17 protein-coding genes are annotated in these 19,961 nt (G+C 38.2%); 12 read left to right on the top strand and 5 right to left on the bottom strand.

Annotated features, from left to right (window positions below; genetic code table 11):
* The first annotated feature begins 1 nt into the window (after position 1).
* From soxA to ACM66U_RS07000, 7 genes are all read left to right on the top strand, one after another.
* The gene (soxA, locus tag ACM66U_RS07030; RefSeq protein ID WP_418640407.1) at positions 2-772 is read left to right on the top strand and encodes a sulfur oxidation c-type cytochrome SoxA; all 771 of its coding nucleotides are present in this window, start codon (positions 2-4) and stop codon (positions 770-772) included.
* A gap of 11 nt (positions 773-783) precedes the next feature.
* A complete protein-coding gene (soxB, locus tag ACM66U_RS07025) occupies positions 784-2,544 on the top strand; it encodes a thiosulfohydrolase SoxB (protein WP_226065482.1) in 1,761 nt (586 codons plus the stop codon).
* Between the two features lie 106 nt (positions 2,545-2,650).
* On the top strand, positions 2,651-4,102 hold the full coding sequence (locus ACM66U_RS07020) for an OprD family outer membrane porin (RefSeq protein WP_346388856.1): 1,452 nt from the start codon (positions 2,651-2,653) through the stop codon (positions 4,100-4,102).
* Between the two features lie 36 nt (positions 4,103-4,138).
* Positions 4,139-5,047, top strand: a complete 909-nt coding sequence (locus tag ACM66U_RS07015; protein WP_346388855.1) for an MBL fold metallo-hydrolase — start codon at positions 4,139-4,141, stop codon at positions 5,045-5,047.
* The gene (locus ACM66U_RS07010; protein ID WP_151900149.1) at positions 5,040-5,414 is read left to right on the top strand and encodes a thioredoxin family protein; all 375 of its coding nucleotides are present in this window, start codon (positions 5,040-5,042) and stop codon (positions 5,412-5,414) included. The genes ACM66U_RS07015 and ACM66U_RS07010 overlap by 8 nt, the downstream gene beginning before the upstream one ends.
* A 10-nt stretch (positions 5,415-5,424) precedes the next feature.
* Complete coding sequence (locus ACM66U_RS07005; protein WP_151900150.1) at positions 5,425-5,859, top strand: DsrE family protein; 435 nt, start codon at positions 5,425-5,427, stop codon at positions 5,857-5,859.
* Positions 5,860-5,869: 10 nt separating this feature from the next.
* A complete protein-coding gene (locus ACM66U_RS07000; protein WP_418640406.1) occupies positions 5,870-6,796 on the top strand; it encodes a DUF302 domain-containing protein in 927 nt (308 codons plus the stop codon).
* Positions 6,797-6,801: 5 nt separating this feature from the next.
* Here ACM66U_RS07000 and ACM66U_RS06995 read toward each other — a convergent pair whose 3' ends face one another.
* Positions 6,802-8,046: a DEAD/DEAH box helicase gene (locus ACM66U_RS06995; protein ID WP_418641407.1), complete on the bottom strand. Its 1,245-nt coding sequence runs from the start codon at positions 8,044-8,046 to the stop codon at positions 6,802-6,804.
* 121 nt (positions 8,047-8,167) lie between these two features.
* Here ACM66U_RS06995 and ACM66U_RS06990 point away from each other — a divergent pair, with 121 nt between their 5' ends.
* The gene (locus tag ACM66U_RS06990; protein ID WP_418640405.1) at positions 8,168-8,905 is read left to right on the top strand and encodes a hypothetical protein; all 738 of its coding nucleotides are present in this window, start codon (positions 8,168-8,170) and stop codon (positions 8,903-8,905) included.
* Positions 8,906-8,923: 18 nt separating this feature from the next.
* Here the strand turns inward: ACM66U_RS06990 and lpxB are convergent, their stop codons facing one another.
* Positions 8,924-9,967 (bottom strand): lipid-A-disaccharide synthase, encoded by a 1,044-nt coding sequence (gene lpxB, locus ACM66U_RS06985; RefSeq protein ID WP_418640404.1) that lies wholly within the window; start codon positions 9,965-9,967, stop codon positions 8,924-8,926.
* Positions 9,968-10,022: 55 nt separating this feature from the next.
* On the opposite strand from lpxB, the gene ACM66U_RS06980 reads away from it, so the two are divergent.
* Entirely contained in the window at positions 10,023-11,237 is a 1,215-nt protein-coding gene (locus ACM66U_RS06980) for an amidohydrolase family protein (protein ID WP_151900155.1), read from the top strand.
* Positions 11,238-11,445: 208 nt separating this feature from the next.
* Here ACM66U_RS06980 and tgt read toward each other — a convergent pair whose 3' ends face one another.
* Genes tgt through ACM66U_RS06965 form a run of 3 tightly spaced genes read right to left on the bottom strand, consistent with a single transcriptional unit; the run spans position 11,446 to position 14,057 of the window.
* Positions 11,446-12,564, bottom strand: a complete 1,119-nt coding sequence (gene tgt / locus ACM66U_RS06975; protein WP_418640403.1) for a tRNA guanosine(34) transglycosylase Tgt — start codon at positions 12,562-12,564, stop codon at positions 11,446-11,448.
* Positions 12,565-12,606: 42 nt separating this feature from the next.
* Positions 12,607-13,755, bottom strand: a complete 1,149-nt coding sequence (locus ACM66U_RS06970) for a response regulator (protein ID WP_418640402.1) — start codon at positions 13,753-13,755, stop codon at positions 12,607-12,609.
* Positions 13,755-14,057 (bottom strand): hypothetical protein, encoded by a 303-nt coding sequence (locus tag ACM66U_RS06965; protein WP_151900158.1) that lies wholly within the window; start codon positions 14,055-14,057, stop codon positions 13,755-13,757. Before ACM66U_RS06965 ends, ACM66U_RS06970 begins: the two co-directional genes overlap by 1 nt.
* 179 nt (positions 14,058-14,236) lie before the next feature.
* Between ACM66U_RS06965 and efp the strand changes: the two genes are divergently transcribed.
* The 3 genes from efp to dnaE all read left to right on the top strand — a co-directional run bounded on the left by efp (position 14,237) and on the right by dnaE (position 19,957).
* Complete coding sequence (gene efp, locus ACM66U_RS06960) at positions 14,237-14,803, top strand: elongation factor P (RefSeq protein WP_151900159.1); 567 nt, start codon at positions 14,237-14,239, stop codon at positions 14,801-14,803.
* 30 nt (positions 14,804-14,833) lie between these two features.
* Positions 14,834-16,252, top strand: coding sequence for an ATP-grasp domain-containing protein (locus ACM66U_RS06955; RefSeq protein ID WP_418640401.1), 1,419 nt, complete (start codon positions 14,834-14,836; stop codon positions 16,250-16,252).
* An 87-nt stretch (positions 16,253-16,339) separates the two neighbouring features.
* Positions 16,340-19,957 (top strand): DNA polymerase III subunit alpha, encoded by a 3,618-nt coding sequence (gene dnaE / locus ACM66U_RS06950; protein ID WP_418640400.1) that lies wholly within the window; start codon positions 16,340-16,342, stop codon positions 19,955-19,957.
* Positions 19,958-19,961 lie beyond the last annotated feature (4 nt).

Below are 19,961 nucleotides of genomic sequence, written 5' to 3'. Positions count from 1 at the left end.
AATGAAAACAGGTATTAAAATAGCTCTATCAGTTGCAATGCTTGCTTCATTATCTTATGGTGGTGAGCAATTTGCAATGAGCGACGCAGACCGTGCAATGTACGCAGAGATGTCAGAGAACAATCCTGCAGACATTATGGTGGCTGACGGTGAAGAATTACTAGGTTATATGGGTGGAGACGAAGGTCTTGCAAAATATCTTGGTGTGACCGAAGATGAACTGCCGGCATATATAGCAGGGTTTCCCCGTTATATCAAAAAGTTTGACATGGTTGTAGGAATTGACCAGGTTCTGCAGGCAATGATGGCAGACGGCGGACACAAACCGCTGAAGCTTAAAAGCGGAAACATGTTTGCAATGGTGGCATATGTGAAATCTATTGCAAACGGCGAAAAGATAAACATAGATGTAACAGCAAACAAGCAGATGAAAGAAGCTTATGCACTGGGTTTAAAGACATATATGACAAAACGCGGCGGTCGCGGACTTTCATGTAACTCTTGTCATGCTCCTGCTGTAGTCGGCCGTATTTTAAGAACACAGCCGCTTCCGGATTTAGGTGCAAAAGGTGCAAAAGCTGCGGCAACATGGCCGGCATACAGAATGACAAAATCATCTTTAAGAACACTGCAACGCCGTTTTCAGGGATGTATGAAAAATGCACTTTTAAAAGTTATACCGCTCGGTTCAAAACAGATGGTAGCACTTGAAGTGTATTTAACAAATAAAGCAAAGGGCGCTGAAATTTCAATCCCTGGTTTAAAAAGATAGAAGGTTAATTAATGGAAATTTCTAGAAGAGATTTTATGCACATTGCAGCGATATTTGGACTGACTGCAGCTACAAGCAGCTTTGCAAGTTCACAAAAAATAGAGCAGATTGGTTTAAAAGATATATACCAGTTTAATTCAATGGGTAATTTTACACTGATGCATATATGTGATTTACATGCACATATAAAACCACTGTACTGGAGAGAGCCCTCAACATTGATCTCTGCTCCAAACCTTGTGGGAACACCTGGGTTTTTATGTGGTGAAGCATTTGCAAAGCATTATGGACTTGAACCAAGTTCTCTTGATGCATATTTCGACACATATATAGACTTTAGCAAATTGGCTAAAAAGTTTGGAAAAATGGGCGGTATCGCGCACATTAAAACTTTGACAAATCACATTATAAAAGAACGCGGAAAAGAGAATGTACTTTTCCTTGATTCCGGTGATACATGGCAGGGAACTGGTGTGGCACTGAAAACCGCTGGCGAAGCTATTGTAAAAGCCCAAAATTATCTTGGAATTGACACTATGGTAGGGCACTGGGAATTTACCTATGGGAAAGAGAGAGTCAAAGAGCTGATTGAGATGCTTGATGCGAAATTTATTTCTCAAAATATCATAGGTGATGATCCTTTTGCTGATGAGTATGAAGAGTTGATTTTTGAACCGTATACTATTGAAGAGCGTGGTGGGGCAAAAATCGGAATTATCGGACAATCCTTTCCGTTTACATCTACTGCGAACCCAAAAGAGTTTACAGAGGGTTGGAGTTTTGGTTTAAGACTTGAAACACTTCAAGAATATGTAGATGAGTTGAGAAATGAGAAAAAAGTGGACTGCGTTGTTGTGCTTTCGCACGATGGATTCAGCGTTGATCAGGAAGTGGCGCGTAAAGTTAAAGGTATCGACTTTATTTTAAGCGGTCATACACATGACCCTTCACCGGAACCTATTGTAATTAACGGTACTGTTATTGTTATTGCAGGAAGTCACGGAAAATATATAGGTCGTTTGGATATTGATGCAAAAAACGGAAAAGTGAACGGATATGAGTACAAACTGATTCCTATTGCTTCGCATATTATTCCGGCAGATCCGGAGGGTGTAAAGCTTGTCAATGAATTGTATGCTCCTTTTGATAAAGAGTTTAATGAAGTGTTAGGCCGAACAAAAGGAATGCTTTATAAGCGTGATACATTCTTCTCAACATTTGATCAGCTCATCAATGATGCAATTATGGATGAGATGAAATGTGATGTCTCTTTTACTCCAGGGTACAGATGGGGAACAACAGTGCTTGCCGGTGACAATATTTTAATGGACAATGTATATGAGATGTGTGGGATTACCTATCCTGATGTGTATACATTTGAGTTAAAAGGTGAAAAAATTGCAACACTTTTAGAAGATATTGCAGATAATGTTTTTAATGCAAACCCTCTATACCAGCAGGGTGGTGACATGAGCCGTCTTGGCGGTGTAACCTATTCTATCGCCGTTTCAAACAAAGCGGGTGAGAGAATATCAAATCTTAAGATTGGAGGTAAACCTATAGACTTGAAGAAAACATATATAGTCTCATCATGGGGTGGGAACCTGCAAAAAGCAGGCGCCAACTTGCAAACTGACAAAATTCGTCCGGTTTATGATGTTGTACGTGATTATATTAAAAAGAAAAAAGTGGTTGATGTGAGTAACAAAGGTAATGTTACTATACTAGATTACAGTTGTGGCTGTCCGACTAAGGGGTCAAGAGGCTGCTAAAGGAACAGGAGGCAGCTGCAACTGCCTCCTGTATCTGAATGTGTTAACAATAACATAATCAAACAAGGTTATTATAACACTTTTTAAACAAATAAAAGGGAAACAAATGAAAAATATGATTAAATTGGCAGCTGGAACTGCTGCTTTACTACTAATGGCTACTTCAGCACAGGCAACGTTAAAGACAGATAAGGTTACTTTAAAAGGGAACATGCAAGTGAAGTATAACAAACTTCCATCTCCAGTTGATTCTTTGAAAGAAGCTTTTACTGAGGGTATGTTCTACGGTCGTTTCAGAACAAACTTTTTCTATTGGGACTGGGATGTAGAAAATTATGCAACTGGCGGAAAGCAAAAAGATAACAAAAACAATGGTGTCGGTGGTAGTTTAATCTATAAATCTGCTCCGTTTAAAGGGTTCAGCGGAACTGTTGGCCTGTATACATCACAAAACTTAGATTTCTTTCGTATGGATAAACAAGATGCAAAATATGCAAAATCGGGTAAAGATACATTCAGCAGATATAATTTATCAACTGGCGGGCATTATGGTATTACTGATTTAGGTCAGGCATATTTACAGTATGATGCTACAAAAAAGACAACTGTTAAAGTTGGTCGTCAAATGTTTGAGACAGTGTTTACAAAATCAAATGATACAAAGATGATACCAAATACTTTTGACGGTCTTACTGTTGTCAGTAAAGATTTACCAAAAACTACGGTAAAACTTGCATATTTTACAAAACAAAAACTAAGAGATCATACAGTTGCACATGATGTTCTCGCATTTGATCCAAACAATAAATGGAACCAAAATGATGATTCGGCAATAAACAAAAACCTCACAGTTGCAAGAATAGGACAGGATAACAAACTTATAGTCGGTACTGTGACAAACAAGTCTGTTAAAAACCTCAAAGCAAGTGTAGGTTATGCAACAGTTCCCGGTGTTGTGAGCAATATTACATTGGAAGCACATTATACTATTCCTGTCGGTTCAATGAAAGTTGTCCCTGGTGTGAGATATATGATGCAGTATGATGCTTTGGGTGCCAACTACGGTGTGGCAAACTTAAAAGGGAATCAGACAAACTATACTAATCCGAACTCTTTGGATTCAAATCTGTTATGTGCTAGAATTGACTTTAAACAAGGTGCATTTTTAGGCCGTTTAGGGTACTCAAAAGTAGCTGACAAAGCAGATATCGTTGCTCCATGGCGTGGATTCCCGACGGGTGGATTTACTCGTGCAATGGCTCAGTATAACTGGTATGCAAACACTCAAACTATTATGCTTCGCGCAGGATATGACTTTGGAAAAGCAAAAATTCTTCCAGGATTCAGTGTAATGGTCAGATACGCAATGCAGGATTTTGATGACAATAAACCAGGTGTACAGGCTGATAGCAATATTATTCATATGGATGTTCGTCAGAACATCGGACACAGCAGTGAATTAAAATTCAGACTCGGTATGGTTGACGCGAAACCGACAAACGGTAAGACAGATGTATCATACAATGAGTACCGTTTAGAGTATAACTACTTCTTCTAAAGAGAAGTAGTTTAACACAATTATAAAGGTTATGCTTTGAAGTCATTTTTGTTGAGTATTGTATTATTTCATTCTCTCCTTTCTTACGATTACAAACTTCAGCCTGAAAAAGTAGATGAGATCACCACTCACTGCTTTTTTGGGCTACCAGAAGTGATGGATGAGCATAACAACGGAAACATGTCCAATTCATGTTTTGTTACCCTTGGGAGCAGCTATCTTGTGATAGATAGTGGTCCCACGTATCAGTATGCCCAGCAGGCATATCAAAAGATGAAAACTATCAAAAATCTTCCTGTCTCTTATGTTATAAACACACATGTTCATGATGATCATTGGCTTGGAAATAGTTACTATGCGACACTTGGTGCCAAAATCATAGGATCAGAGGCATTTAAAGAACTTCCTAAGTTGGAACAAACACGCATGCAAAGAAGAATATCTGCCGAGGCATATAAAAAAACGACACAGGTCTTTCCGACTGTTTTTGTAAAAAAAGAAAAAGTTTTACAGATTAACGGAAACAAAGTATATATCAAAAGTGTAAATCATAAAGCGCACACAAACAGTGATCTTTACGTTTACATACCAAGCAAAAAAATTGTCTTTGTAGGCGACCTTGTGTTTAATCAAAGACTTCCTTCACTTCGAGACGGGGACATAAGCGGCTGGTTGGAGGCTCTTGAACAAATAAAGAAAATGGATGTTCAGTATATTATCGGCGGGCATGGAGAAAATATAGATAAAAAAGCCGTTGATTTTACCTATAATTATCTGAAGACCTTAAAAAAAGAAGTAAAAAAAAGGCTGGAAGCGGGTGAAGATATCGCTGATGTTGTAAATGAGGTTAAAATGAAAAAGTATGAAAATGACCCTTTTTATGATTCCATCCACAGACAGAATGTAGAAACAGCTTATAGAATGTTGGAGTGGGAAGATGAGTAAAATTATATTTTTAGTTTTGTTAAGTGCTTTTTCTTTATGGGGTCTTGAATTTCATACTTATGAAGAAGCGTTAAAAATCCAAAAACAAAACAATAAAATTATTATGATAGATGTCATACGTTCGGATTGTCAGTACTGCATCAAAATGAAAAAAGAGGTTTTTGATGATCCGGAAATGTCAGAATGGATAGAAGAACGTTTTATTCCCGTGGAATTGAACCTTGACTTTGATGAACTGCCTTTGGGATTACATGTATATTTTACACCGACTTTTTTCTTTGTAGACAAAAATCAAAAAATAATTAAACAGATTCCGGGTTCATGGAATATTCAGGATTTTAAAGATTTAACAAAAAACATAAAATAAAGGATAATTCATGCTAAAATTTACACTAATTTTACTAAGCTTTTGTATTCTCTCGTTTGCAGATACAGAGTATGCAGAGCCCAAACCTTCTATAGACAATCCGAGACAAATTGTCTTTTCAGTCACAGAAGATTCTCCGCATGCACTGGATCACATACTCAGTGTCGCAAACAATGTTTTGAAGTTTTACGGACCGGAAAAAGTAGAGATGAAAATCGTTGCCTATTCCAAGGGGATAAAACTTTTGGACAGACATGTGAAAGAGACTGCTGTGCGCGTAGATGCTCTGATGCAGTATGATGTAGAATTTGTTGCGTGTGGAAACACAATGCGGACACTGCATATAAAAAAAGAAGACCTTGTTGACGGCTCCGTTGTAGTAACCGCAGGTGTGGTTGAACTGCTAGAGAGTGTTAAAGCAGGTTGGATTTATATTAAACCATAGGAAAAGAAAAATGAAAAAACTAATTACACTGGCAATTGTACTTTTTTGTGCAGTTTCACTCCAGGCAAAAGGAGACTTGCATCTTTTCAGTATAGAAAACAAAGATGGAAAAATTACTCCATATACTATTGAACAGGCGCTGAACAACGGCGGTTTCCATGTAGAGCTTAACAGCAATATGATAGGACCGTTTAAAAAACAGTTTAAAGAGACACAATACAAAGTTTTTACTTTAATGACATTCTGGAGTAAAAAACACACAAGAGATTTGGTGATTAAGTATCCAAAAGCGGGTGTTTTTACACCGATGGGTATGGGAATCTATCAGGCAAAAAATGAAAATACTTTGCATTTTTCTGTGTTGAGCGCAGAGGCACAGGGAAAAATATTAGGGATTAAAGACCTGTCTCTTCTGAAAAAGATAGAAACAGACGTGCTTGCAGTGATAAAAAAGAATTTTCCAAAAGCAAAGCATACTTACAGTGAAGACAGTTTAAAAACATCACATAATTTAGTAACAGTTTATGAGATGGAAGTAGATGAGGATGAAGACCCTGATGATGTGCTGGATGAACTTCAAATGAACCTTGAAGGCGCATTTAAACCATACGGGTTTGTTGTTCCCCAGTTTATGGATCTCAACGAAGTACTTACACAAGACGGAACAAAAGAATCGCCGTTTGATTTTTATATTACTTACTCTATCTGTAAACTGCCGGTTATTTATACTGTTTCAAAAAGCAGACCTGAAGCATCGGCATTTGCACCATGTACAACAATGTTGTATAAGAAAAAAGGAGAAAATAAAGTTGTCGTAGGTTTTCCGGCTGTGTATAACTGGCTGAGTTCTGCAAAAGTTGAAGACAAAGAGGCGAAAGCGACACTCTTAAAAGCACAAAAAGATTTCGAATCTATTTTGAAAGATATTACAGAGTAGAAGAGTTATCTTCTTGCTCTGCTTCTGTTGGCATTTGAGCCGCGGGAGTTTCCTCTTGGCTTGTTTCTTGAGCCTCGGTTTCCACCCATATTGATAGGTTCCGCTTTGATGCTCGGATCGGGTTTAAAACCTTTGAGCCATACCTTTTGTATATCTTTTTTTATCAGCTTTTCTATATTGCCTAAAAACTCATCTTCATCAATACAGACAAGGCTGATTGCCTCACCTTTATTGCCTGCACGGCCGGTTCGTCCTATACGATGCACATAATCTTCGCTGACATTAGGCAGTTCAAAGTTAACGACATGAGGCAGCTGGTCGATGTCAATACCGCGGGCTGCAATATCTGTAGCTACCAAAACTCTCACATCTCCTTTTTTGAAATCAGCAAGCGCTTTTGTACGGGCATTTTGGCTTTTGTTTCCATGAATGGCAACTGATGAAATACCTTCTTTTTCAAGCTGTCCGCTGAGTTTGTTTGCGCCGTGCTTGGTACGGGTAAAAACAAGAACCTGCTGCCATTTTCCCTCATGTATAAGATGGGTTAAGAGTTCTCTTTTTCTTGTCTTGTCAACAGGATAGACACTCTGCGCTACACTGGTGTTTGACTCGTTTGTGCGGGCTACTTCTATAAGCGTAGGAGATCTTAAAAACTGGTTTGAGAGTTTTTTAATGGCATCCGAATAGGTTGCAGAAAAAAGCAGGGTTTGTCGTTCGCTTGGAATAATGTTGACAATTTTTTTAATGTCGTTGACAAAACCCATATCGAGCATTCTGTCCGCTTCATCTAGTACCAAAAACTCTATTTCTCTCAAATCGATTGTTTTTTGGGAAATATGGTCAAGCAGACGTCCCGGTGTTGCAATGACAATATCAATGCCTTTTCGCAGTTGTGTAATCTGCGGGTTAATCTTTACACCGCCAAAAATAACAGTTGATTTAAAAGGGGTATGTTTGGCATACAATGCGACATTTTCGGCAACCTGCAGTGCAAGCTCGCGTGTCGGCGTCAAAATAAGTGCACGGACTTTATGCTTTTGTTTTGAAGACTTTTTGCGTGAAAGCAACTCCAAAAGAGGCAGTGTAAAACCTGCGGTTTTTCCTGTACCTGTCTGGGCACCTGCCAAAATGTCTTTTTTTTGTAAAATGACGGGAATCGCCTTTGCCTGAATGGGTGTAGGTATATCATACCCTTGTTCTTTGACAGCTTTTAAAATCGGCGCTGAAAGACCGAGTGAATTAAATGTAATTTCTTTTTGAATCGTTTTTTCCTAATGAAGACTTAAACAAGTCTTTTGTTTATTATTCTATAATAGCATAATTTATGGCATTTGTGGGTATAATTTCAAAAATACTTTTATAGGACACCAAATGCCTGCTGAGACCATTGCCATTAAACCAAACAACCATCGTATTTATCCCTGCCCGGATGATAAAAAAACAGAACTTTTAAATAAAATTATAGAAGAAAACAAGAATGAAGATATTTTAATTGTTTGTGCAAGCAATTCTCAAGCACTTAAAGAAGAGCTGGACAATAAAGAGATTCCTGTCATAGAAGACAGAGAACTTGTAAAAAACAAAAATTTGACCTGTGGTTTTTTGATCAGTTATGATATGCCGATCAAAGCCATCGTCTATATAGCAAGAGTGTCAAAAGCTACACACAAGGCCGTAATGCTGTTGGATGAGAGTGAGCAAAAAGCCCTGCATGCTATAGAAACTTTGCTTGGACGTGCCATTAAACAAGAAACAGTTGAAGGTTTTGCATATCCGCAAAAAGAGTCTAAAGATTCAGATGAACCAAAAAGAAAAAAACTCTCAAAAGATGAGATAAGAGAAGTTGCTAAAAAACGGTATGAAAGTTCTACACAGGAAAAGCCGAAGTTTGACAAGCCAAAAGGTGATTTTACAAAGGATGATGAAAAAGAGAACAAATGGGCAAAAAAGAAAAAAGCACCCAACAAGTTTTTAGGCAAAGATGAAAACGGCAAAGCAAAATTTTCAGGAAAAAGCGGCGAGCGCAACCATCGTTATGACGGCAAACCAAGAGAAAAACTCACAGGGAAAAAAATAAGCATTCAAGCCCGCAAACCAAAAGATACATAAAGGCATTAGCGTTTGACGCTAACGGGAAAGAATCTCTGCCACTCTTTGAGAACTCCCATGCTGCAGATATTTTCTTAAAGATTGGGAATTTTGTAAAAATTTCTCTCTGTCATACTCTTTATAAGCATTTAAAAGATTTTCTACAGTCACATCCTTCTGAATAAACTCAGGATGCAGTGCCTCCTTTTTATACTGTGAAAACATAATATTCCCAAGACCAAGATAATCCAGTTTCACAAGTCTGCTTGCTAGAAAATAATCAAACGGTTTTGCAATGTAACTCAAAACAAAAGGCACACCTATGAGTGCCGCTTCAAGTGTAGCCGTTCCACTGCAGATAAAAGCAAAATCTGCATTGTAAAGGGCATTATGCGGTTCATGCGTGATGTCAAAATTACTTATATCTCCATATAATGACTTGATGTCTGTCTGGGAAAAATGCTCAGGTATAACCAGTGTTGCCTTTACATGTAAGTGCTGCACAAGTTCCCTAAAAACAGGCATGAGTTTTGTAATTTCACCTTTTCGACTGCCGGGCATAAACACGACATTTTGTACTTCGTCCCTGAGGGATTCTTTAAAGTGTGTAATTTGGTCAAGTAATGGATGCCCGACATATTCTATAGGAGTTTCTTTTGGATAGTAACTCGGCTCAAAAGGTAAAATAGAGCATAACCTGTCTATAGTTTTGGCAAGCACGGGAATGCGTTTTTTCTTCCAGGCCCAGGCTTGGGGCAGTATATAGTAGATTATCTTTTTTTGCGGGTATCTTTTTTTGATTTTTTTTGCCAGAGGCAGGTTGAAGCCGGAAGAGTCTATCAGCAGTATTTTATCCGCCTCTTTTGCAAGTTCTGTCATTTCGTCTGCAAGTTTGAAAAAGAACCGTAATTTTTTCAAAGCATCCACAAAACCCATAATAGCAAGGCTTCTCAAATCCACAATGGGCTCTCCCAGATTTTTATCAAAGATACCTATAAATTCAACATCATCGGCCAACTCTTTTTGTAATGATTTGAGATGCATATTTGCAGAGTGTTCGAGTGCTGATACAAGAATTTTCATGAGTTTTAAGCCTTAATAATTTATAATACGGACATTATATCAAAGGTGGTCTGAAATGCTTATATCAAATGCCGTAGTGTGTGACGTAAACGGAGAAAGAAATGTCGATGTACAGATACAAGACGGTGTGATTGTCGCCATAGGTGAAAATTTGCAGGATGAAAATGTTATAGATGCCCAAGGTGCCTATCTGTTGCCGAGTCTTATAGATACCAATGTAAGAGTGCTGGATTCTTCTTTAAATGCAAAAAATATAAAAACACTTGCGAAAGAGGCAAGAAAAGGCGGAGTAGGGCATATTGTATTAAATGCCGATGCAACACCTGCTATTGACAATGAAGTTGTTTTGGAATTTGCACAAAACGGTGTCAAAGATATCAAGGGTGTAAAGATTGATTTTATGCTGAACGCTTTAAAAGAAGATATGGCGCTTTCAAATATCGCGATTTTATTAAAAAAAGGTGTTGTGGCCCCTTATATGAGCACGATAGCAAAAAACAATATTGCTATTAAAATAGCAGAATATGTCAAGATGTATGACGTAACACTCTTTTGCAAGCCTGAGGACAACTCTTTGATTAATGCCGGTGTAATGCTTGAAGGAGATGTCAGCTCAAAACTCGGACTGGCAGGAATTCCTGAGCTGAGTGAAGTATTACATGTATCACGAATGATAGAAATAGCAAGATATTTCAATATTAAAATACTCTTTAAGTCCATTGCCTCACCTCGTTCTATAGAGCTTATCACTAAGGCAAAAAAAGAGGGTGTCCATGTAAGCTGTGAAGTCTCCGTACATCACTTGATTTATTCCGATGAAGCCTGTGAAGGTTTTAATACAACGGCAAAACTCAATCCTCCTTTAGCAAGCAGGGAAGATGTCATTCTTTTGCAAAATGCTTTAAAAAATGGTGATATTGATGTTCTGAGTGTTTTGCATCAGCCAAATTCACCTGTAAATAAAGAAGTGGCGTTCTTTGATGCGGCCTATGGATGTGAAGCACTTGAAGATGCACTTTCGATTTATTATACAAAACTGGTAAAATCAGGGATGATCTCTATGAGCGAATTAGTAAAATTGACTGTACAAAATCCTGCCAAATGTATCAATACGAAAGCAGGAATTATAGAGGTAGGGCAAAATGCAGCAGACATTGTGCTTTTTGACACAAATGAAAAAAAAGTTATCCACAATGCCCAGTCGCTTTATAACGGCGAAGCACTTTTTGGAACTGCTATTCCAATGCCGGAAGAGAGTGATAAAAAGTAACAACAGTCGGCACTGAAGTACCGATTCCGAAGTCTTTTTGGAACCCGTACTTCAGTGCGGGCGAGAGTGGCAGGAAAGTTATTACAGAAAAAAATTTGGTTTTATTTTTAAGCCATGCTTTGGCATAGAAAGTACCGATTGCGAAGTCTTTTTGGAACCCGTACTTCAGTGCGGGCTGAATTGCTTTTATGTTTAAATTACTTGAAAATCAACTTCTTTTTGCATAAAATATTTGTTTATACTCTGCAAAGCTGTCTGCTAAAATAGCCTCACGAACTTCTCTCATCAGGTTGAGATAGTAGTGCAGATTGTGAATCGTAGCAAGTCTGAAGTAGGTTATTTCACGCGCACGAAATAGATGGTTGATGTAGGCACGGCTGTATGTTTTACATGTAAGGCACTGACACTCAGGGTCTATCGGTAAAGGATCTTCTTTGAACTTGGCCCCTTTGATGTTTATTTTCCCAAATGATGTAAAAAGAGTGCCGTTTCTTGCATTTCTTGTGGGCATTACACAGTCAAACATATCGATGCCGCGTTCAATATTTTCTATTAAATCTTCCGGTGTACCGACACCCATCAGGTAACGGGGTTTGTCTTTTGGCATATATTGTACGGTATGTTCTACCGTATCGTACATTTCATTGTTGAGTTCTCCTACAGAGAGCCCGCCGATGGCAAAACCGTCATAATCCAAAGCACACAGTTCGGTCGCACTTTTTGTTCGAAACGCTTTGTCTGTACCGCCTTGAATTATGGCAAAAATATTCTGTTCAACGCCCACACCCTCTTTTTGCTTTGCACGAAAGTACTCTATAGACTCTTTTGCCCAGGCAGTTGTCCGTTCTATAGAGAGTTTTATGCGCTCCTGTGTTGCCGGCAGTGCAACCAAATCATCTAAAATCATCATGATGTCAGAACCGAGATTGTGTTGGATGTCTATTACCTTTTTAGGTGTAAAGAAGTGTTTGCTGCCGTCAATGTGGGAGCGAAACTCTATACCGTCAGTTTTTGATTTTGAGATGTCGCTTAATGAAAATGCCTGGAAACCGCCGCTGTCTGTCAAAAAACTTTTAGGGTATTGTGTAAAGCCGTGAAGCTTGCCCATCTTGGCAACCGTTTTGTCTCCGGGACGCAGATACATATGGTAGGTGTTTGCCAAAATGATGTCGGCACCGAGTAATTCTAAAACATCATGTGCATCCAAAGATTTCACACTGCCTATAGTACCGACAGGCATAAAAACAGGTGTTTTAATAGTGGAGTGGGCTGTTTTAAGAGTTCCCGCACGGGCATTTTTTGAAGTTGCATCTAAAGTAAATTCCATATTTCTCCACTCATTTTAAAATTTTGTGAAATTATAGCTAATTTATGTCAGTAAAATATAGGTGATGTCATCTTCTTGTATTTCTATCTTTTTTTGATACAAATTTTCAAATTCCTCAACACTGTTTGCCTGCATAAAATCTTCTGCAATATATGCATTATAACTCTCTTGTGAATTATGAACCGTGTTCTCATTCAAACCGTCACTGTAGAGAATCATTTTTTTAAGTTTTTGTATATCCAGTGTGTCAACAGTAAATTTTTTTGTATAGGATGCCAGAGGAGTATTGTTGGATTTGAGTTTGAAGACCTCTTGTGTATCGAGCATATAGAGTACAGGAGGCATAGAAAAAATCGCATAACTCAGGGTATTGTGCTTAAAATGTAAAAAATGCGCACAAAGTACTTCATATTTTAGTAAATTTGGTCGTATAAACTTCACTAGCGAGTTGAGTAATGTCTCAAGCGAAAACAGTTTTTTTTCTTCTTTTAGCAAATCAACAGAGTAGTTGACAAAAGAACTGCACAGCATTGCAGTCACAGAAGCAGAGATGCCTTTGCCCATACCGTCTACCAAAAAGATAAAATACTCATTTTCATTTAACTTTCGTATAATATAGCTGTCTCCGCTGAGCGTGTCTTTTGGCTTATAGACGGCTTTACATGTAAGTTTTAGAAGCCTGTTGCCCTCTTCCAAATCATTTTTTGTAATAATTTTTTCTTTTGCAAAAGTAATACCTTCCTGATAATTGCTGTATTTTATTTTTTGGTCCTGTTCTTTCATAATACATCTGTCAACTATGATGGATTTTACTGCCTGATTGAATATTGAGACTAAAGAAGAGACAGTAAAAGGTCGTTTTAAAAAGCTTGCAATATGCAGATCAATTGCTTCTTTGAGAATTTCAATACTTTGAAAAGAAGTTACCAGTACTATTGGAACAGAAGTATCCACTTTGCGTATTTTTTTGCTCATTTGCAGTCCGTTGCATATCGGCATACTGTATCTGGTAATAACAATATCTATTTCATTTTTTTGAAAGCTGTTAAAACCTTCTAGACCGTTTTTGGCACAATATACATTTTTGAACATATCGGTAAAAATGTTTTTATATATCTGTATCGTTTTTGTATCGTTTTCAACACATAATATATTTAAAGTTTTATATATGTCTGATATATAGTCATTCATCAATGCGCGGAGAGTTTTTTTACATTCAATAAAGGAACCAGATTCAAATCATCCAAAAGTTCATGCAAACCTTCATTTTGTATGTGTACCTCAAGATTTATCCCGTCGTCCACGAGTTTACACAGGTATCCTATAATAGAGGAGGTAATGGAGATGGATTCCAAAATGAGAATTTTTATATATTTTATATCCGGAGAATTGTCAATCATCTTTTCAATTTCGTTTTTTATTTCTTCATAATGGCTTATAGCCTTGATATTGCCTTTTACAGTTATAGTATTTAATGATGATGAAATTTCCATTTTTAGCTCCAGTTTGCTTTTTATAAATAGTACGCCTCTATATATTAAGAATTGCTTAATCTTGCGATTTAAAATAGCAAATAATAATAAAATGTCACTAATCAGATATTTGCAATGCTATTAGAGACTTCTAAGCCCATTTATTATAGAATTGTAAAAATATTTTTAAAGGTGAGTGAATGGCAACAATCGGTATGAGTGATATCAAAAAAAATGTGCGTCTGATAGTAGGGGAAGTTCCGTATAAAGTAGTAGAGTTCCAACATGTAAAACCGGGAAAAGGGGCAGCATTTGTCCGTATGAAAATGAAAAGTTTTTTAAACGGCAAAGTGGTTGAAAAAACAGTGCATGCGGGTGACAAGTTTGAAGTGCCTGTGATTGAATACAAAACAATGCAGTATCTGTATGATGACGGAGAGATGTATCAGTTTATGGATAATGAAACATATGATCAGCTTGGTTTGACATATGAGCAGTGTGATGATGCTTCTAAATGGTTTAAAGACGGTATCAACGTTGATATTGTGTTTTACAAAGGCAAGGCAATTTCTGTGCAGGCTCCGGAAGTAATGGAATTTGTTATCACAGAAACACCGCCGAATTTTAAAGGTGATACATCAAGCGGAAGCAAAAAACCTGCAACACTCGAAAGCGGTGCTGTTGTTCAGGTACCGTATCATGTGCTAGAGGGTGATACTGTTAAAGTCAATACAGTTGACGGCGAGTATTTAGAAAAAGTTAAATAATTTAACTTCACTGATTAAGGAATAAGCAGCATGGGATTAAGCAATAAAGAGTTACCGAAATTAGGCCTTTTGTATATGGACTATGTCCTGAGATTTTTTGACCACTCCAATTTCAAAGGGTGGCCAAACAAAATAGAAACAGTGACATATCACTGGAAAAATGATAAAGAGAGATTTATTCAAGAGGTCAAAGACAAAAAAATTGATGTACTTATCGGCAATATTCCTGCTACTGCTTATGAGACATTTCGTGAAATTGCTCGAGCCTTGCCTCATGTGCGTTTTATTCCTTCTTTGGATACACAGTTTTCTAACAAATCAAAAGAGAATGTGACACGGTTTGCCTGGAAATATGACTTGCCGATTCCAAAGACCTATATTTACTACAATCATAAAAAAGCGGATGAAGCACTGAAAAAAGCAAAGTACCCTAAAATCATCAAAAAGTCCTACGGACCTTCAAATTACGGCGGTTATTTTGTACATAAAGTCGACAGTTATGAGGAAGCAAAAGCACTTTTGGAAGAAAAAAGATATCATCCCGTTTATGTGCAGGATTTTGTGCCGATGGAGGCAGACATTCGTGTTATGCTCATAGGGCATAAACCTGTATGTGCCTTTTGGCGTCGTGCGCCTGAGGGGGAATGGCTGACAAATACTTCCCAGGGCGGCAGTATGGATTATAATGATGTGCCAAAATCCGTACTTGATTTGGCAGTGAAAGTCTCAAAGGCTGCAAAAGCAGAATACTGGGCCTGTGATGTGGCTTACGGCAAAGACGGGAAAGTGCGTATTTTAGAGTGTGCGACTGCATTTGCCGCTTTTCCTTATATAAGAGACTGGATCGGGGAATACCTGATGTGGCTTTTAAGCGAGGAAAGATTTAGAAAACCGCATATTCCAATGTTTAACTGGGAAGAGTTGGGAAAAATCTCTCCGGATTTGCTGCGAACAATGCGACACATTACTTTTGGTGAATATCGTGCAAGTTATGACGGTGCCTACTTTGGTAAAAAGAAGAAAATGTATGGTGACAAAGAAGTTTATCTGCATGAACTGGATAAAAAGTATAAAATTTCTGCCGTCAAACCACGATACAGTGAGGAGTGGCCGAGTGAAAAATGGAATTATCAGGATAAACTCTCGCTTAAACCGTTGCGTTCTTTGAAGAAAGATTCGAATGTAGAAGTTCCAAAGCCTACGAAAGATGAATCACAGGAGTCTTTTAGTGATGAGGTGAAAATTACACAAGAAGAACTGAGTGATTTTTTAACATCTGTAAAAGGCATAGGGAAAAAGAAAGTAAAAAAAATAGTGGAACATTTTGGTGATGTGGAAGAGGTAATTGGTGTATTGCATCAAAATCCGAATATGCTGACAGAAATAAAAGGCATTACCGAGAAGCTTGTAAAAAAAATAAAAAAAGCATGGAAAAAGCTTCTTAAATAAGGAGCTTTTTTTCATCTTCTTACCTCAAATTAAGTCATTTTAACTATAATCACTCTATTCTTTACATACTAAAAAACGGAGTGATTTTTGAGTGCAAAACCTTCCTTTACACATTTACATCTTCATACAGAATACTCACTGTTAGACGGTGCAAACAAACTCTCAAACCTTGTTTCAAGAGTCAAAGAACTTGGGATGACAAGTGTTGCTATGACAGATCACGGCAATATGTTTGGAGCTATTGATTTTTACAAGCAGATGAAAAATGCCGGACTCAAGCCTATTATCGGTATGGAAGGGTACATTCACAACGGTGAGACTCTTGGCGATAAAAGTACAAAACAGCGTTTTCATATCTGTTTATATGCCAAAAATAAAAAGGGATATGAAAATCTGATGTACCTCTCCTCCAAAGCCTTTATAGAGGGCTTTTACTATTTCCCGCGAATCAACAAAAAAGAGCTAAGAGAACACAGTGAGGGGCTTATCTGTACCTCTGCATGTCTTCAGGGAGAAGTAAACTGGCACCTAAATCTGCAAAATGAAAGAAATGTCAAAAACGGTGCGCTCGGATATGAGGGTGCTTTAGATGTTGCTCGGGAGTATCAGGATATTTTCGGTGATGACTTTTACCTTGAACTGATGCGTCACGGTATCGGGGATCAACTCTACATAGATGAGCAGATTTTAAAAATTTCCAAAGAAACAGGTATTAAAGTTGTGGCGACAAATGACACACACTATATCTATCCTGAAGATGCCCAGTACCATGAGGCCTTTATGTGCATAGGGATGAATAAACTTTATGATGATCCAAATCGTATGCGTCATTCGGTACATGAGTTTTATATAAAATCTCCTGATGAGATGGCACGGCTTTTTGCCGATATTCCGGAAGCTTTAGAACATACGCAGGAAATTACAGACAAAATAGAAGATTTTGTACCCATTGTAAAATCACCGACACCGCCCAACTTTAAATTTACGCAGGAGTATGCAAAAGAAGAGGGGCTTGATATAGACTTTGAAGATGATCCCCCTTTACCTGAAAATGCCACAGAAGAAGAGAAAAAAAAGTGGATGAGTGCTGCTGATAAGAATGATGCTGAATTTTTCATTGTCAAATGCCGACAGGGACTCCAAAAGCGTCTGAAAATTGTTCCAAAAGAGAAGCATCAGCAGTATCGTGACAGGCTGGAATTTGAGATGAACATCATTAACTCTATGAAATTTCCTGGTTATATGATGATTGTTTGGGACTTTGTTAAAGAGGCAAAGCGTCTGGGTATTGCAGTAGGTCCCGGACGGGGAAGTGCTGCCGGAAGCCTGGTTGCCTACTCTTTGGAGATTACCGACATTGACCCGATGAAATACGACCTGCTTTTTGAGCGTTTTTTAAATCCTGAGCGTGTCAGTATGCCCGATATTGATATGGATTTTATGCAGGCGCGCCGCGGAGAAGTGATAGACTATGTCACAAAAAAATACGGGCGTAATCAGGTTGCCCAAATCATTACTTTTGGTTCTTTGCTTGCCAAGGGAGTCATTCGGGATGTGGCACGTGTTTTGGATATGCCGCTTAGTAAAGCCGATCAGATGGCAAAACTTGTACCTGATGAACTCGGCATTACACTTAACGGTAAAACAAAAAACGGAGAGTTTAAAGAGGGTGCTTTTCAAAAAGAGCCAAAACTTCGAGAACTCATAGAGAGTGATCCTCAGGTCGGCCGGGTTTGGGAATTTGCCAAAAAGCTTGAAGGGCTCAAGCGAAATGCAGGAATGCACGCTGCCGGTGTCGTTATAAGCAATGAAGAGTTATGGAAAAAAACACCTATATACAAGCCTTCCGGGGAAGATACTTTTGTCACACAGTATTCACTCAACTATATGGAAGATGTCGATTTAATCAAGTTTGACTTCTTGGGTCTAAAAACACTCGATGTTATTGACAATGCAATCAAACTCATTAAAAGAAGATACAACAAGGAGATAGACTGGCATCAGATAGACGAAAATGACAAAAATGTGTATGATGTCATTCAGACCGGTGAAACAGTCGGAATGTTTCAGATAGAATCATCCGGTATGCAGGATCTGAACCGTCGTTTAAAACCTTCAAACTTTGAGGATTTGATTGCGGTCCTGGCACTGTATCGTCCGGGTCCTATGGAATCAGGGATGCTTGATGATTTCATCGAGCGTAAACACGGACGACAGGAAATTACCTATGTTTTTCCCGCACTTGAAGAGATACTCAAGCCTACCTACGGAGTTATAGTTTATCAAGAACAGGTTATGCAGATTGTGCAGACTATCGGCGGATTTTCTCTCGGTGGTGCAGATATTGTGCGCCGTGCCATGGGGAAGAAAAAAGTCGAGGAGATGCTTAAATACAACAAAGAGTTCTCCGAGGGTGCAGCCAAACAGGGGCTTGATTATAAAACGGCTTCAGAACTCTTTGATTTGATTGAAAAGTTTGCCGGATACGGTTTCAACAAATCACACTCGGCAGCCTATGCCATGGTTACTTTTCAAACGGCATGGCTCAAGACATATTATCCCAATGAATTTATGGCAGCACTTTTAACCTCAGACAAAGACAATACAGAAAAAGTAGTGCGCTATATAGATGAAGTCAAGCGAATGGGCATAGCACTTTCTCCTCCTGATATCTGTGACTCTTATTTGGAATTTTCTGCTATTACGAAAAATCAGCAGGAGATTATTTTGTTTGGTTTGGGCGGTATAAAAGGGGTTGGAGAAGCAGCTATTTATGCCATGATAGAAGAGCGCGAAGAAAACGGTGACTATACCTCTTTGCAGGATTTTGTCAACAGAATCGAGCCAAGTAAAGTAAACAAGCGTGTTATTGAAGCCATTATAAAGTCAGGCGGATTTGACAGATACGGCTACTCACGAAAAGCACTCTTAGACCAGATAGAACAAATTGTGGAGACGGCAAAAAAAGCGAGTGAAGCAAAGAAAAATGCAGTTGGTTCTCTTTTTGGAGATGATGAAGAGATTACAACCGTAAAACTAGAACTTACAAACTCAGACGAATATGAACTCAAAGAGATTTTAGAGTTTGAAAAAGAGACTTTGGGATTTTATGTCTCCGGGCATCCGATGGATAATTTCAGACAAGAATTGGATGAGCTAAATTATACACTCTCATCAGAACTTGAAAGTATCAAAGACGGCTCTTTTGCTATATTTATAGGAAAAGTAGAAGAGATAACGAAAAAAATCTCTAAAAAAGGGAATCAGTTCGGTATTGTCAACCTGATGGACTTTCATGGAAATATTGAAATTATGCTTTTTTCCGATAAGCTCGAACAACTCAGTGAAATGGACCTGGAAGAACCTGTTGCTTTTAAGGCAAGAGTCACGCATACTGATTTTGGACCACGACTCAATGTTACAAAGCTAATGACACTCAAACAGGCAAAGAAAGAGACAAAAAAAGTAAAAACAGAGATTCAAGAAGCGCCGCCGGAGCCAATTAATTTGGCTGTACGACTGAGCAGTAATTTTGATGTGCTGGAAAAACTTTATACGCTTATCAGGCAAAATCCGGGGAACAGACCGCTTAAAATTACCATAGTGTCAAAACTGCACAATGTCGTCATAGATTCCGCCATACATGTAAATGCACAGCTCATAACCGCGCTTGAAGGCAATGAATTTGTGGATATAATAGGATAAACAG

Origin of the sequence: Sulfurimonas sp. ST-27, assembly GCF_048081595.1 — a bacterium.
GTDB classification, from domain to species: Bacteria; Campylobacterota; Campylobacteria; order Campylobacterales; family Sulfurimonadaceae; genus Sulfurimonas; species Sulfurimonas hydrogeniphila.
This window is presented reverse-complemented; position numbering and strand designations above follow the sequence as displayed.

What these genes read in the sequence shown, in the direction of transcription:
- ACM66U_RS06990 (WP_418640405.1), top strand. Translation starts at nt 8,168, where the DNA reads ATGCCTGCTGAGACCATTGCCATTAAACCAAACAACCATCGTATTTAT.
- ACM66U_RS06980 (WP_151900155.1), top strand. Translation starts at nt 10,023, where the DNA reads ATGCTTATATCAAATGCCGTAGTGTGTGACGTAAACGGAGAAAGAAAT.
- efp (WP_151900159.1), top strand. Translation starts at nt 14,237, where the DNA reads ATGGCAACAATCGGTATGAGTGATATCAAAAAAAATGTGCGTCTGATA.
- soxB (WP_226065482.1), top strand. Translation starts at nt 784, where the DNA reads ATGGAAATTTCTAGAAGAGATTTTATGCACATTGCAGCGATATTTGGA.
- ACM66U_RS06955 (WP_418640401.1), top strand. Translation starts at nt 14,834, where the DNA reads ATGGGATTAAGCAATAAAGAGTTACCGAAATTAGGCCTTTTGTATATG.
- soxA (WP_418640407.1), top strand. Translation starts at nt 2, where the DNA reads ATGAAAACAGGTATTAAAATAGCTCTATCAGTTGCAATGCTTGCTTCA.
- lpxB (WP_418640404.1), bottom strand. Translation starts at nt 9,967, where the DNA reads ATGAAAATTCTTGTATCAGCACTCGAACACTCTGCAAATATGCATCTC.
- ACM66U_RS07020 (WP_346388856.1), top strand. Translation starts at nt 2,651, where the DNA reads ATGAAAAATATGATTAAATTGGCAGCTGGAACTGCTGCTTTACTACTA.
- ACM66U_RS07000 (WP_418640406.1), top strand. Translation starts at nt 5,870, where the DNA reads ATGAAAAAACTAATTACACTGGCAATTGTACTTTTTTGTGCAGTTTCA.
- tgt (WP_418640403.1), bottom strand. Translation starts at nt 12,564, where the DNA reads ATGGAATTTACTTTAGATGCAACTTCAAAAAATGCCCGTGCGGGAACT.
- ACM66U_RS06970 (WP_418640402.1), bottom strand. Translation starts at nt 13,755, where the DNA reads ATGAATGACTATATATCAGACATATATAAAACTTTAAATATATTATGT.
- ACM66U_RS06965 (WP_151900158.1), bottom strand. Translation starts at nt 14,057, where the DNA reads ATGGAAATTTCATCATCATTAAATACTATAACTGTAAAAGGCAATATC.
- ACM66U_RS07005 (WP_151900150.1), top strand. Translation starts at nt 5,425, where the DNA reads ATGCTAAAATTTACACTAATTTTACTAAGCTTTTGTATTCTCTCGTTT.
- ACM66U_RS07010 (WP_151900149.1), top strand. Translation starts at nt 5,040, where the DNA reads ATGAGTAAAATTATATTTTTAGTTTTGTTAAGTGCTTTTTCTTTATGG.